13 protein-coding genes and 1 tRNA gene are annotated in these 14,495 nt (G+C 36.0%); 1 reads left to right on the forward strand and 13 read right to left on the reverse strand.

The features are described 5' to 3' along the window. Positions 1-16: 16 nt before the first annotated feature. From ACMCNP_RS03435 to queD, 4 genes are all read right to left on the reverse strand, one after another. Positions 17-91 (reverse strand) — tRNA-Cys (locus tag ACMCNP_RS03435). An 86-nt stretch (positions 92-177) separates the two neighbouring features. Next, positions 178-1,272 carry a hypothetical protein gene (locus ACMCNP_RS03440; protein WP_419313840.1) on the reverse strand — a complete coding sequence of 365 codons (1,095 nt, stop codon included), beginning with the start codon at positions 1,270-1,272 and terminating at the stop codon, positions 178-180. Between the two features lie 53 nt (positions 1,273-1,325). Next, positions 1,326-2,396 (reverse strand): tetratricopeptide repeat protein, encoded by a 1,071-nt coding sequence (locus tag ACMCNP_RS03445; RefSeq protein ID WP_419313843.1) that lies wholly within the window; start codon positions 2,394-2,396, stop codon positions 1,326-1,328. Between the two features lie 66 nt (positions 2,397-2,462). Next, on the reverse strand, positions 2,463-2,843 hold the full coding sequence (queD, locus tag ACMCNP_RS03450) for a 6-carboxytetrahydropterin synthase QueD (protein WP_419313845.1): 381 nt from the start codon (positions 2,841-2,843) through the stop codon (positions 2,463-2,465). A gap of 223 nt (positions 2,844-3,066) precedes the next feature. Between queD and ACMCNP_RS03455 the strand changes: the two genes are divergently transcribed. Continuing rightward, on the forward strand, positions 3,067-4,329 hold the full coding sequence (locus ACMCNP_RS03455; RefSeq protein WP_419313847.1) for a sensor histidine kinase: 1,263 nt from the start codon (positions 3,067-3,069) through the stop codon (positions 4,327-4,329). A 5-nt stretch (positions 4,330-4,334) separates the two neighbouring features. Here the strand turns inward: ACMCNP_RS03455 and ACMCNP_RS03460 are convergent, their stop codons facing one another. The 9 genes from ACMCNP_RS03460 to serA form a co-directional block, all read right to left on the reverse strand. Further along, a complete protein-coding gene (locus ACMCNP_RS03460) occupies positions 4,335-5,213 on the reverse strand; it encodes a menaquinone biosynthetic enzyme MqnA/MqnD family protein (RefSeq protein ID WP_419313850.1) in 879 nt (292 codons plus the stop codon). Beyond that, positions 5,210-5,866 carry an HAD family hydrolase gene (locus tag ACMCNP_RS03465; protein WP_419313853.1) on the reverse strand — a complete coding sequence of 219 codons (657 nt, stop codon included), beginning with the start codon at positions 5,864-5,866 and terminating at the stop codon, positions 5,210-5,212. Before ACMCNP_RS03465 ends, ACMCNP_RS03460 begins: the two co-directional genes overlap by 4 nt. Continuing rightward, entirely contained in the window at positions 5,863-6,951 is a 1,089-nt protein-coding gene (locus tag ACMCNP_RS03470) for a galactose-1-phosphate uridylyltransferase (RefSeq protein WP_419313856.1), read from the reverse strand. Before ACMCNP_RS03470 ends, ACMCNP_RS03465 begins: the two co-directional genes overlap by 4 nt. Positions 6,952-6,998: 47 nt before the next feature. Next, positions 6,999-8,687 carry an alkaline phosphatase family protein gene (locus ACMCNP_RS03475; RefSeq protein ID WP_419313858.1) on the reverse strand — a complete coding sequence of 563 codons (1,689 nt, stop codon included), beginning with the start codon at positions 8,685-8,687 and terminating at the stop codon, positions 6,999-7,001. A gap of 21 nt (positions 8,688-8,708) precedes the next feature. Further along, positions 8,709-9,482 (reverse strand): ABC transporter permease, encoded by a 774-nt coding sequence (locus ACMCNP_RS03480; RefSeq protein WP_419313861.1) that lies wholly within the window; start codon positions 9,480-9,482, stop codon positions 8,709-8,711. Positions 9,483-9,486: 4 nt separating this feature from the next. Continuing rightward, positions 9,487-10,263: a class I SAM-dependent methyltransferase gene (locus tag ACMCNP_RS03485; RefSeq protein ID WP_419313864.1), complete on the reverse strand. Its 777-nt coding sequence runs from the start codon at positions 10,261-10,263 to the stop codon at positions 9,487-9,489. A 72-nt stretch (positions 10,264-10,335) separates the two neighbouring features. Further along, positions 10,336-11,628, reverse strand: a complete 1,293-nt coding sequence (locus ACMCNP_RS03490) for an adenylosuccinate synthase (RefSeq protein ID WP_419313866.1) — start codon at positions 11,626-11,628, stop codon at positions 10,336-10,338. Positions 11,629-11,650: 22 nt separating this feature from the next. Continuing rightward, on the reverse strand, positions 11,651-12,913 hold the full coding sequence (hisZ, locus tag ACMCNP_RS03495; RefSeq protein WP_419313869.1) for an ATP phosphoribosyltransferase regulatory subunit: 1,263 nt from the start codon (positions 12,911-12,913) through the stop codon (positions 11,651-11,653). After that, a complete protein-coding gene (serA, locus tag ACMCNP_RS03500) occupies positions 12,913-14,490 on the reverse strand; it encodes a phosphoglycerate dehydrogenase (RefSeq protein WP_419313872.1) in 1,578 nt (525 codons plus the stop codon). The genes hisZ and serA overlap by 1 nt, the downstream gene beginning before the upstream one ends. Positions 14,491-14,495: the final 5 nt, after the last annotated feature.

A 14,495-nucleotide genomic window follows, 5' to 3' on the forward strand; every position in this document is an offset into this window, starting at 1 on the left:
CCTCATAATATATATATGGAGGCGGCACCCGGATTTGAACCGGGGTATAAAGGTTTTGCAGACCTCTGCCTTACCGCTTGGCTATGCCGCCTAATTGCCAATACACGTGTGTTCTCCAGTATAACACTTTTTTCTTGTTTTTTAAACCGGAAAGTAATCTGTAAATAATAGCATAGATTACTTATATAAAAGAAGACTCTTCGCCGGTATTTTATTATTAACCGACTCGGGCTTCTTAAGTTTTATTAAGCTTACCCCTGCCGGTTTTGCATATATAGAAAATGTACCGACCTTATTAAATACGGTCTTGACCAAAGCAATACCTTTATTGAAAGATTTGAAACTGAATAAACTGCTTCTTTCAATGCCCCTTGAGGAAACTAATACCAATTTGACCTTCCCTTTTACCCCGCTTATACCGCTGACGACATTACGATATTTATCTACGGCAATAATTTTAATAATGAAGGGCTTACCCGCGGGAACCTCTGAAATATTGGTCGATATAAGAAATTTATTAAAAGAAGATGGCATTATATCGATATCTTTACCGATAAAAACATGATTCACCCCATCGTAATTCATTTCAAAATTAAGTTGGCTTAAACCCGACCTGTCCGAAATAAAACTAAATTTCCCCATACCGTTTTTTATATAACCGGTGGGAACAACCCTCGGACGAATTTTAAAATTATCGCCGGTAAGGTATATTTTTATACTTCCCTTAGGTTTAGGCATAAAATCAACCGGATTGCCGTATTGATCCACGGCATACACCTTTACGCCGAAAGGCTCTCCGGCTATTGCCTTTTCCGGAGAAATTACTTTTAAATTATGAAAAGCACCCGGTATTATATGTATAGGCAGGCTTGAATCCTGAATCCCTTCAAAAGAAGATGAGACGGTTATCTTCCCCGCTTTTTTATACGAAAGATTAAAATTAATGATTCCGTTTTTAAATTCCGACGCCGGAATGTTCAATCGTTCCGTGTTATAACTATTACCTACGCTTATTCCTATGTTTAATCCTTCGTATTTTTTAGAAAAATCCGCAATAATATTCCCGTAATTGTCCAATGCTACTATTTTTACCTTAAATTTATTCCCTGCCGCTACCCTTTTGGGCGCACTTATTCTAAGGTTATTCAGCTTGCCCGGCATAATGGTAATAGTGGTAAAAGCATAACCGCTCTTAACGCCTGCCTGAATTAACAATAAAAATAAAAATAAAACTGCTCCGTAAGTTATTACTTTTTTAATATTAACATTCATAATTAAATTACCTCAATAAAATAATATTATTCATAAAATAATTTCATTAACATTTATCGTTTATTTCTTGCAATATTTAAATAATATTTAATTTTATCGTTTAAGGGATTTAACCTTGACGATTTTTTGAAATAATACAGGCTTGCGGAAAAATTTTTATTTCGTAAATAAGCCAATCCAAGTATAAAATTAATTTGCCATAATTCTTTTTGCCTTAATGCCTTTTTTGCGTAAAAGATGGAATCATTGTAATCTTTTCTTTCGTAATTATCAAGAGCGGCATTAGACAATGCCTTATAATTGTGTGGATTTAAGACGATAGCACGCTTAAACAAAGCCATTGCCCCGTTAAAATCACCCCTTAAGAATAATAAAACCCCTTTCTTATTATAACCGTCTGACTCTTCAGACTTAGATTCATGCAATATTCTTGATATTTTTTTATGAGCACTCTCAGTGATGTTCTTTTTATATATAACAATATGCTTCCCCATTTTTTTAACGGGTTTTTCGACGGGAGCTACGTAAACAAACGGGTTTATCATACCGCCTCGTTCCGGCGGAGGTGCAAGATTACCCTTTAATTTTGTTATACTCTGTAAGACTGCCTCTTTTTTAATAGCATATACGAATAAATCGGATTTAAACGAGGCGTAATCGGTATTCCGCCTGCTTTTAGTTATTGTAAATTTTTCTAATATGATATTGTAGTTAAATTCTAATATCTTTATAAATAAATATATATTTACAGGTTTCCCGTGTCCAGCGATTTTAAAAGAATAACGATTTATATCCTTACTTTTTTTTATACGAATTAATTTAACATAATTTAACTTTATTTTATACTTTTTGGACGCCCCTGCAATCCCGGAAGCAAAATATTCAAAATTTTCATTTAGAGAATGCCCATATCTTAAAGCCGTAATCTTTATATCCTTCACTTCATCTATATTTTTAGCAATATTTCTCTGCACGCTTTTAAGTTTATTGATCTTACCGCTTACCGCTAAATTTAGCTTTCTCTCTTTCCCTGCAACCGTTATATAAAATAAAAAAAATACAAAAACGGATGCTATTAAAATTAAACCTGCAATATAATAATAAAGATTATTTTTCTGTTTCACAATAGTATTATCTATAGTCAATTTATTTTACGTGTTGCCCTTTTAATGCTCCATTAATAAACTTTATCAGCTTTTATAATAAGATGCCATAGAAGAAGCGGTCTCGTAAACATTTATCCTTTTTACGCCGATATTGGCGTATTTGCCGACCCTAATCTTTTTTTCAAACTCCTCGTATATCAACCTTGCAATATTCTCTGCGGATGGATTGAGGCCGTTAAGGAACTCTATTTCATTTATAAATTTATGGTCCAGCATCTCCATTATTTCATTTAGGTATTTTTTAAGCAGTTTAAAATCTATAACTAAACCTATATCGTTAAGCGTATCCGATACCGTTATGAGTTCGACCTGCCAGTTATGCCCGTGGATATTTTCACATTTACCATTATATCCCTTCAGGGCATGGGCAGACGAAAAACCGGATGTAACCTTTAATTCATACATGCAATATTCTCCTGATATGCCGGATATTTCGCTATCTCTTTAAACTTAATTATTATATTAAACATGAATTTGTTAATCTCTGTTGAAAATCGGAAAGAATTGTCAAAATACGGAATGATAGAAAATGAAAGTAGTACCGTGAAAACACTGACTTTTACATTTTTTATTTTTTTGTTCATTAATTTTTGTGGAAAATGTTAATAATATAATATAAAATTCATCTATGGATTATTCACTGTCGTTTATATTTTATATTTCAATATTATCATTATTTATATTTTTTTTATATATTTTTTTATCAAGAAAAATAAATGAAAATATATTGATTAAAACCTTATTCGCTAAAAATAAGTTAAAGGAGCATGAAAAAGAAATAAACCGATACTTGGAGGTGCTTAACAATATGAATGACGGTATAGCCGTCATTGACCGGGATAAAAATGTTATATTCGTAAACCCCGCCTTTAATAAAAATATCAGGTCGGCGGTAACACCTGCAAACATTAAAAGATTTGACTTTTTGATAAGGAGCTTCGAACTTAATTCTTTGGTAGACAGCATAATCGCAAATAACGATATTCATTTTATAGAAAAAAAAATTAAATACTTCGATAGAGCAGAAGAAAAAACAGTCAACTGCACGATATTTAAAATCGGCACATCCGATGAATATGCCGTTATAGTAAAAGATGCAACATACCTTCAAAAAATTGAAAATGCGAGAACAACATTTATTCAAAATATATCCCACGAAATAAAAACTCCCATTACCGCTATAATGGGTTTTGCGGAAACTTTAAAAAACGGCGCAATTGAAAATCGCGCAACCAGTATTAAATTTATAAATATAATAGAACATCATACGAAAAAGCTTAATTATCTTGTAGACGACTTGATAACCCTTACCAACACGGAAACAGGGAAATCACCCGTAAAATATGAAAAAATAAATATTAAATCAAGCGTGGAAAACTCCTTGATTCTATTCGAAAAGGAGGTAAAAGAGAAGTATATAGATATAAATAATAATATCTTAGATGTATCGTTTACTTCAGACTCCTCAAAATTTAACCAGATTGTTACGAACCTGATTCAAAATGCTGTAAAATATACGGAAAAAGGGGGTATTGTAAAATTGGAAGGGTATATCATGGATGCAAAAACGGCACACAGCTTTATATCGGAGTATGAAGAGGCTTCTATCTTGTGGAACAATCTTTCGTCAAAAAAAGGTTGCGAAAAATTCCTTTTCTTTTCTATAGAAGATACGGGGGTAGGTGTTAATTATACCAATCTTCTAAGGCTTGGAGAAAGATTTTTCAGGGTCGACAGCTCGCATACCGCCGGGCATAAAGGAACGGGGCTTGGGCTTGCGATCGTCAAGCATACTCTTATACTCCTCAATGGCAGCGCGGTGATAAAGAGCAGCCTCGGCAACGGATTTATTTTTTCGTTTATACTGCCGGAGATTAAAGAACCCTCCTGAAAATTTTAGACAAAATTGAGAGTTGGGATGGACGGTATCAGCTTATTTTTATATAATAAATCGGAGTAAATGTTAAAGCCTTCAATTTCCTTTTCTCCAAAATCGAAACTAAGGCATTCCGTCCAATAATCCATAAGCTCTTCATAAGATATAAATTTATATTTATCTCGTCCCAATATTGAGACAGCAACTTCTTTAAACCCTGAAACGGCTTTTTCCTTAGAGGCTATAAGATATTTATGAAGAATATCGAATTCACCTTTATCGGCATTATAAGAATTCTTTCTCATAATAAAAAGTGCGAAAGCAAAGGGATAGCCCGTAAACTTATACCATAAATCCGCTAAATCGTAAGCGAAATAGTCTTCGGAAATATATCTTTTAAATTTCAGCGCATTATTTCCTATATGCAAAAAACTCCCCCCATGGATTTCGTTACCGCTAAATTTTAAATCTAATTCGAGCCTGTCGTTGGGAGGCAAGGTAATAAAGTTAAGTTTAGCTAAATCTAACTTATAAATTTCCGCCAATAGAACCTTTAATAGATTTAAAGATGTAAGCGTCTCGGGGGTTATATATATGGTCTCATCATCTTTAAAATCCTCTATCGGTATAGGCGAAAACAGATATATACTCTTCACCCTTTCCTTAGAACTTATGGAAAGATCACTGAAGATATAAGAAGATTCATAATTTAAAATATAATAAAACGACGACGAAGGGCTTATATCTACGTTACCGCATTGAAGCTCTCTGTTCAAAAAAGCAGGCGTACCCGGAACAAACTCCAAAAAATTTATTTCCGGATTATCCGAAATATTCTTTTTTAAATAATAATATATCGGATACGTATTCAGATAATCTATTTCTCCGATATGAATCATTTTCCGTCACCGGATGCCAATCCGGAAATAGAAATAGATAAATAATCCGGATTGTAGGTCTCAAGTTCATCATAGGAATGATTTCCGGATGCAACGCTAAAAATCGGAATACCGGCATTTTTCGCGGTCATTATGTCTATGGGAGAATCCCCGACTAGTATGGTCGATATTTCAGAAATGCCGGTCTTTTTGATTATTTCATGTATTATTTCAGGAGAAGGTTTTCCCTCAAACCCGTCATACACCCCGTAAACATAATCGAAAAAGACGTTTATTTTTAGATAATCCAATAGTTCCCTGGAGATGGACCCCGTCTTATTCGTCGCAATGCTCAAAGACTTCCCTTTTTTCTTCAGGTAAACAAGTAGTTCTTTGACTCCTTTAATCAGAGATGTTTTTTCGAAACATACCTCTTTATATTTATTTCTAAAAATATCTATAGCTTCATCCTGATTTTCTTTCCCGAAAAGTTCTCCGAGAAGACCCTCAAGGGGAACGCCCACATAAGAATTAGATTCTTTAAAGGATATCTTTCTATCCCTAAATGTTGAAAAAACTTCATTAAAAGCCTCATTAATAGCTTCAAAAGAATCTATCAGAGTTCCGTCCAAATCAAAAATTACAGAGTCATACCGTTCTAAAATATTGATCATAAATTTTTTATAAACCCCCGCATAAATTCAGCAGTCTCTTCCGGAATAGCCGTGTTTATAGACATGCCCGTTCCGATCTCGAAACCGGCTTTCATAGTTAACCTTGGAATAATCCTCAAACTCCAGTGATAATAATCCTCTTTTTCGTCTGCAATAGGTGAATTATTAAATGCAAAATTATAGTCAGGGTCGTTTAACGCCTGATACATACCCTTAAGAACTTTTTTCACGACAACACCGAGGGTTTTGGCTTTCTCCACGGATACATTTGCAAAACTCGGCTCATGGGATAAAGGAGCTATCCATGTTTCAAATGGGCTTGCCGATGCGAAAGGATGAAAAACGATAAAATCGTCCGTCCGTAAAATAATCCTCCTTCCGTCAACTATTTCAGACTGTATCATATCGCAAAAGATACACCTGCCAACCTCGTCGTAATAAAACCTTGCCTGCGATATATTGTTCCTTAAAGATAGAGGGATTATCGGAGTGGCAATAACCTGAGAATGCGAATGGACAATAGATGTTCCGGCATTTACGCCGTGATTTTTGAATATTATGATATATTTGAACTTGGGATTGCTATTTAAGCTCAAATATCTTTCTCTATACATTAAAAATAATTCTTGAGCCTGTTTATCCGAAAAAAAGGACATCTGCTCATTGTGTTTTGGCGTATCGACAATAACTTCATGGGTGCCTATCCCGGGCTTTACCCTGAAAACCTCCATTGCCCTCGGGAAAAAATATCCGGTAAAGTCAGTATTGATACCCCTTGTTTTTTCGTTAGAAGCAATGTTATTCCCATAGTCAAGAGAAAGAGCGGCAAATTTATTTGGAACTACCCTGACCCACCACCCCTTCGAATTAGGTTTTGTCCCGAATGTCCTATAAGATGCCAGTTCATGCGGAGAAAGATATTCATTACCGAGACAAAACGGACAATCGGAAGAATATTCCGAAAGGTTTGAAACGGCATCTTTTTTAGAAGAAGAAGTACTGTCGAACTCATGCGGTCTTCTTCTTCTTTCCGTAGAAATTATAACCCATTCTCTCGTAGTAGGATCTTGTCTTAATTCGGACATCAGATGTACATTATTTTTACCGGTAACATTTATTTAAAAATGGAAAATTACTTTACGTAATTATTATACAAAAATTCATAAATTTTGCAAGAATTATTAACGGCTCTGAAATCTAATGAGATACTCTTCTGCCAAACGGCAAACGGAATATTCTGTTCGCCGCCTATGCCTCCGTGAGCACCCATTTGATTTTCAAAATTGACCACATTGTCGCCGTCGTATTCTCCGAATAATATTATATCCCCTGAGTTTTTAAATTTACAAAACCTTTCCACGGATGAAAACGCATCATTCCTTTCTTTGTCGTTTTCATAATTATTTATAATGTTTCTCACCGTTGCACACGACTTTGCATTGTCGCTAAAAAAGCGGGAGAGATTATGAAATTTTTTAAAGTTTTTATCATATGCAACAACCTCGGCATTACCGTTCATTCCGATAATAAACCCTATACCCGGTGTATTCGCCAATATGTCTATTAGTTTCGGAAAATTCCTTTCTATTTCTTCGACAAACACTTTCGACGTCTTACCTGAAAGATATACATTAGCCATTGGACCAGAATTCATAATGTACACTATTTTACTCCTCTCCCAGCTCAATTTTTCGTCATATTTTTCGCGTTCGTTTGCTTCGCGTGATTCTATCCTGCCAAAAACCTTATTCAAAATTTTATTACAGGTACCTCTCTTGAAAAAATCGCTTATATATAAAAACAATTGCTTAAAAAAAATATTATATCCGGTATCGAATTCAAAAATCTTAATATTATCCGCCTGTACACAATCCTCAATCACTGACTTTAATTTTTTGCCATTATTCAATTCGGAAAAAGGGACAGACGGGGTGTGTCCATGATCGGATATGATAAAAAAATCATAATTCCTTTCCGAATTAGATATTTCCTTGTAAATATGATGTATCTTTCTATCTATGGCCTTTAACGTTCTTAAAGCACTGAGTGAGTACGGCCCCCTGTGATGAGAAAGCTCGTCGTATCCTATGTAATTCAAATAAATAGAAGGGACACCCCGCGATATATCCATTATTGCCCCGAATGTTTCTATTTCTTTAAATATAACATTGGACATTGCCCTTGCAAACGGGAAAAAACCTTCCGGGCGGACTTTTCTTTTTTTTACGGCATCCATAATTCGTTCCCATATTTCTAACAAAAATTCGAAAAATACATATAAAAATGTTTTTAAAAAGGTAAAAATATGAAAAATAAATACTATAAAAATATCAAAGTTACGAACCTTTCTTTTGAACAAATAACGAATAGAGAATGTGGAGAGGGTAAAAGTGGAGCGCGATGCTCCGCCCGAAAAAAGATTGACATAACTTGAGCCGCCGGTCAAAAGCCCCGGTTTTTTTCCGGCAAGCAACTCCTCGACCATGCCGGCGCTATCGGGCTGCTTAAATATTATCTCGCGTCCGGTTTCTTTCTCTATCCATCTGAACCCCGGCACGTCATTATTATCGCCGTACAAAAGTCCTGCCTGAAAAGAGGGCGTGTCGCTCGGAACCCCCGTAAAATACCTTCCAAAAGAATAATCGCCCAAATCGATCATTTTTTGCAAATGGGGCATCAGCTTAAGCGATAATGCCTTTCTTATCGCCTTATAAGAGAGACCATCAATCTGAAATATAACAAAGCCGTTCTTTTTAAAGGGCTTTTTGACCTTTATTTTTCTTATCGATTTTTTTAAAACATTAAAAAATTTAATTCTCATGTTTTCAAATTATGGAATCGTTTAATTATCTTCTCTTTCAAAAAAATAGTCGGAAAGGACGACCATTAAAACTAAAAAGAAAAAAATAAAAGATAAATCTAATAAGATTGATGTTCCAGGCGTAAAAAAAGATATTTTTTTGTTATGAAAAAAAATATACCTCAGCAAATTTACCGAATATGTGACCGGATTAATATAAGCGGGTATTTTTAAAAAAATAGGAAATCCCTTTATCGGATAAAGGGCTCCGCTGATAAAAAACATAGGTTGAACTATCAGGTTAATTATAGCGTTAAAACCCTCGAAAGAGGTCATTCTGGAAGCTATCACTATTCCAAATGCCGTGACTGAAGACGCAATTAAGAAAAGCGACAGTACCGTAAGAATAAAAACATTCACCGTTATCTGTATTCCCAAAAACGGTGCAAATGCAAGTATCACTATTGCCTGAATCGTACTGATAATACCTCCCGACGTAATTTTTGCCAGCACGAACGTTTTTCTCGAAATGGGTGAAACAAGTATCTCTTTAAGAACTCCGAACTCCCTGTCCCAGATTATAGAGATAGACGAAAAAATAGACCTATAAAGAACGGTCATGACGAGTATGCCGGGAAAAACAAACTGCATATAAGAGCCGCCCTTGATCGTAACCATCGTGGATATCCCGAAACCGACGAACAAGAGCCATATGACCGGTCTGGAAAGATCGGTAATAAGCCTTGACCTCTGTCTTGTAAATTTCAAAATCTCTCTATGATTTATCGCAATAAAAGCCCAAAATTCCGTTTTCATCCAATCATTTTTTACACATTATTAAAAACTCGGTTTTAGAGATAAATAGATTATCCTCCGAATTTAAGAATTTAAAATAATCGTTTAAACCTTTATGAAATTCTAATCTGCCGATAAGCTTTCTATTGAAAAGTTCATTTTTTATAATCTCCAGTTCATTTTGAACTAATAAGAAGGCATTTTTTAATGCTTGAAAATGGAAACGATCGTCTTTTTCTTTAAAAAATACCGTAGCGTAAGGCTTCACTTTTATTTCTGAAAAGCCGGTAGATGATAAAAAAGCCGGTAGTTTTTTTGAAATAAACCTGTCACCGCCTTTAAGGTTTTGATATTCAAAATAAGCCTTGAATAATTTTTTAGAACTATCCGGCAAATCGGGGTAAAATACGTTTAAGGAGTCGTCTACATCTATTGCGACTAATGTCGCTCCACCTTTCATCGTCCTTTTTATCTCGGAAAGAAAACAAGCGGATAGATTTACATGCTGAAAAATATATCTTAAAAAAATTATATCAAAAGTGCAATCTTTAACGGGCATATTGTGTCCGTCCGCATTTATAAAGCCGATATTTTCGGCATGCGTCGTCGAAAGCGCCGCCATTAAGGAATTTTTATCTATATCTATACCTATAATATTCAAGGCATTTTCATTTTTAAGCAAATACGGCAATATTCCTAATCCGGTTCCGATGTCGGCTACGGTTTTATCGGCAAAAGAATATCCCATATCATTCAGCTGGCGAAAAAGACGAGGGGCGGTCAAATATGACTGAAAAGCCATAAATCGTACTTCGAGAGAATAATCCGGCGATAATGTCGTATTATAAAATTGCTCGCAATACAATTAACCGTCCTAAAAGATGCTTTTTAAGGTTATGGTCTGCGTTCTTTCTTTACCTACAGATATAATATTGACAGGCAAACCGGTAAGTTCCTCTATTTTTAAAATATATTTCCGAGAATTGACCGGAAGATCGTTAAAGGATTTTATGTTAGATATTTCTCCTTCCCATCCCGGCATTTCTTTATAAACAGGAATTATCTTTTTGTAATCTGCTACGGAATAAGGCAGATGATCTATGACGGAACCGTTTAACATATAACCCGTGCATATATTTATTTTCTCTAACCCGGATAGCACGTCTAATTTAGTTATAACCATTCCGGTAGCACCATTTAAACGCTTTGCTTCTTTAATCAAATTAATATCAAACCAGCCGCATCTTCTCGGCCTTCCGGTAACCGAGCCGAACTCCTCACCCTTATCTCTTATTAAACTGCCGGCCTTTCCTTTAAGCTCGGTGGGGAAATAACCCTCTCCCACCCTCGTTGTGTATGCCTTTGTTATACCTATTACCTCATCAATTTTCGTAGGTCCCAGACCGACACCCGAAAGAGCCGAACCTGCAACGGTATTAGATGAAGTAACATACGGATATGTGCCGTGGTCTACATCTAGAAACGTCCCTTGTGCCCCTTCAAGCATAATGTTTAACCCATCTTCAAGCTTCTTATTGATATAGCTTGACGAGTCGATTAAAAACTCTTTTATTTTTGTGCCGTATTCCAAATATTTTTCTATTAAATCATCCGGATTAAATACCTCTTCACCTAAAATGTTTTTGAAGAGATAATTTTTTTCTTTTAAACTTAATGCAATTTTTTCATACAATAAATCCCTATCAAATAAGTCCGCGACGCGTATGCCGAGCCTTGCGACCTTGTCTTCGTACGTCGGACCTATGCCCCTTCCGGTCGTCCCGATCATGCCGGCTCCCCTAAGCCTTTCCCTTGCTATATCTAACCTTTTATGATACGGCATTATTATATGCGATTTGTATGAAATAAAAAACCTATCTTTGATATTTATCCCTATTTCTCGTAATGTATTCAGTTCTTCCAATAAAACCATCGGGTCAATGACGACACCGTTACCCAAAATACAAATTTTTTTGTCGTTTAATATTCCGGATGGAACGAGCCTGAATACAAGACTTAAATCTCCACTGACGACGGTATGCCCTGCATTATTTCCGCCCTGATAACGGGCTACAATGTCCGCATCCTTAGCTAATAAATCGACTATTTTTCCTTTCCCCTCGTCTCCCCATTGAAAACCTACGACAACAATATTTTTCTTTCTCATAAATCCCTTATTTATAAATTAATTAATTTTTAACCGTTTTCATATATTTTTGCATATCGGACACGGTTTTAAATTTTTCTTCTTTATTGGTATTGATATTTTTTAAAAGAACCGCATCCTCATTTATATATATAATATTCTCCATATTATTTTCCTGCATATATTGTATAACCTCTAAATAACCGTAATCCATAAAATTAGACTCGACACAGTAACCCGCTTTACGCAAAAACATGACAAGCTTGGCTTCCGATTTTTTATCCGATGTTTTATTGAAAACGAGAAAATCCTTTTTTTTAGGCGCATAAGAATCCACGTATCTGCCAAGAATATCCAAATTTATCGCGAATCCAGCTCCGGCACAATTTTCGCCGAACATTCCTATAAGATTGTTATATCTACCCCCGCCGAATATTTCATAACCGACGTGCGGTATAAAGCACTCAAAAATAGTTCCGGTATAATAGTTTAATCCCCTGATTTCTCCCAAATCTATCGTAATATATTCTTCGAGTTTATACGACTTTATATAAGAAACAACCCGTTCTAATGTCTCTATGGCATTTTTTGCCGCTGCGTTGCTTGCCATTTTCCACGCCTTTTTAATAACGGATTTTTCTCCGAATATAAACGGCAACTCGCTAATGACTTCCTTTTTGTCGGAAGGCAAAGACACGCCGGCAAGAAAACCGTTTAAGCCGGAAGAATCTTTTCTAAGAATAAATTCTTCTATTTTTTTTCTGACGGACTCATCTATGTCAGAGACAATCCCTCTGAAAAACTCGACATTCCCTATGTCAACGCTAAAATCTTTGATATTAAGCCGTTTTAACGACTCTATGCCCATTATTATAAGTTCGGCATCACTTTCCGGGCTTTCGGGTCCTATCAGCTCGGCTCCGACCTGCCATATTTCACGAGGCTTGCCTAAAACAGGATCGAAATTTCTCAAAACAGGTCCACAGTAAGAAAATTTATACGGCAAAACGGAGGTATTTCTCAAAACAGAACTAGTTCTGCCGATTTGCGGCGTAAAGTCGCTTCTAAAAGAAAGCAATTCTCCTGTGCTTATGTCGGCAACTTTAAACAATTCGGCAGCTTCCGAACTCAAAAGAAACACGTTTAAAAAGTCTATGCTCGGGGTTATTACCCTTTTGTATCCCCACTTTGAAAATTCTTCAAGCAATATACCGGACACTCTATCTATTAATTCCGCTTCACCCGGTAAAAAATCCCTTGTCCCAGACGGAGGCTGAGAAGGAATTATAATATTTTTTCTGTTCACTATAATTCTAAATATTTGGCATCGGTTATATTTGGCTCAGCTTTAAGCTCGTTAATAACTGCATTATTAACACTGGAATCTAATTGTAAAATAGAAATAGCCTTATCCGTATGCCTTCCAAGATGCATTCTCGCTATATTAATCTTATTTTTACCAAGGACCCTCCCTATAGAGGCTATTACCCCGGGCATATCCAAGTTAAATATAACTAATATATGTCCTTCGGGGATGGCCTCAATAGAATAATCGTCTATCCTGACTATCCACGGATTCTTTTTGCCGAAAATTGCTCCGGAAATAGCAAACGTTCTGATATCTGTTGCCACAAAAATAGAAATTGTGCTTGTATAGTCCAAAACCTCGCCGGATTTAGATTCTATGACGGATATACCCCTTTTCTTTGCTACTTCCATTGCATTTACATAATTTATATCTTCGCCCAAAATAGGATAAAGAATGCCTTTTATAATATTAGGCGTGATAGCGCCGACGTTATGCGAAGAAACCGTGCCGTTATAATCTATTTTAATGGATTTAATACCGCCGCTTATAATGCTGCCTATCAATCTGCCTATTTTTTCTCCCAAATTCAGATAAGGACCTATTATCTCTATTTCTTCTTTCGCTATAGATGGAACGTTTACGGCATTATTTATAGTCCCGCGTATAAGAAAATCGGCAATTTGACGACAAATAGCAACAGCCACGTTAGTCTGTGCTTCCTCCGTAGAGGCTCCAAGATGAGGAGTTGCAATAAGATTGTCTAAAGTTAAAAGCGGATTATTAACGGGAGGTTCTATTTCAAAAACATCTAAAGCACAGGCTGAAACTTTGCCTGATTTTAAGGCGTCATAGAGGTCTTCTCCGTTGATGATACCCCCTCTCGCAATATTAAGAAGTTTAACTCCGTCTTTCATTTTCGATATGGTTTCTTTATTAATCATACCCTTTGTTTCTTTTACTAAAGGGGTATGGACACTGATATAGTCTGATTTTGCATATATTTCGTCTAAACTTACAAGATTTATGCCGAGTTCCTTGGCCTTTTCTTTAGATAAAAAAGGATCATACCCCATTGCATTCATCCCAAAACACTTGGCTCTACTATATAGCACCTGCCCTATATTACCCATTCCGATAATACCTATAGTCTTGCCGTAGACCTCGGTTCCTTGAAATCTGCTTTTTTCCCACTTCCCCTCTTTAATGGACAAAAAAGACTGCGGTATATGCCTCGACATAGCCAAAAGCATCCCGAATGTAAGTTCCGCCGTCGTTATGGTGTTACCGCCGGGCGTATTCATAACAACAATACCCGCGGACGTTGCGGCGGGTTTGTCGACGTTGTCTAATCCGCTGCCGGCCCTTCCGATAACCTTAAGTTTTTTTGCCGCCCCTATTATTTCTTCAGTAAGTTTAGTTGTGCTCCTGATAACTATACCGTCATATTCGCCGATGATTTCCTTTAGTTCTTCCGGACGCAATCCCGTTCTAACGTCTACGTCAATCTCACCCGTTTTGGTTAATATATCCGTTCCTTCTTTTGAAAGTTTGTCACTAACAATGACCTTGAACATTTCTC

This window comes from Candidatus Acidulodesulfobacterium sp. H_13, from assembly GCF_048541835.1.
Taxonomy (GTDB): Bacteria; SZUA-79; SZUA-79; order Acidulodesulfobacterales; family Acidulodesulfobacteraceae; genus QIJE01.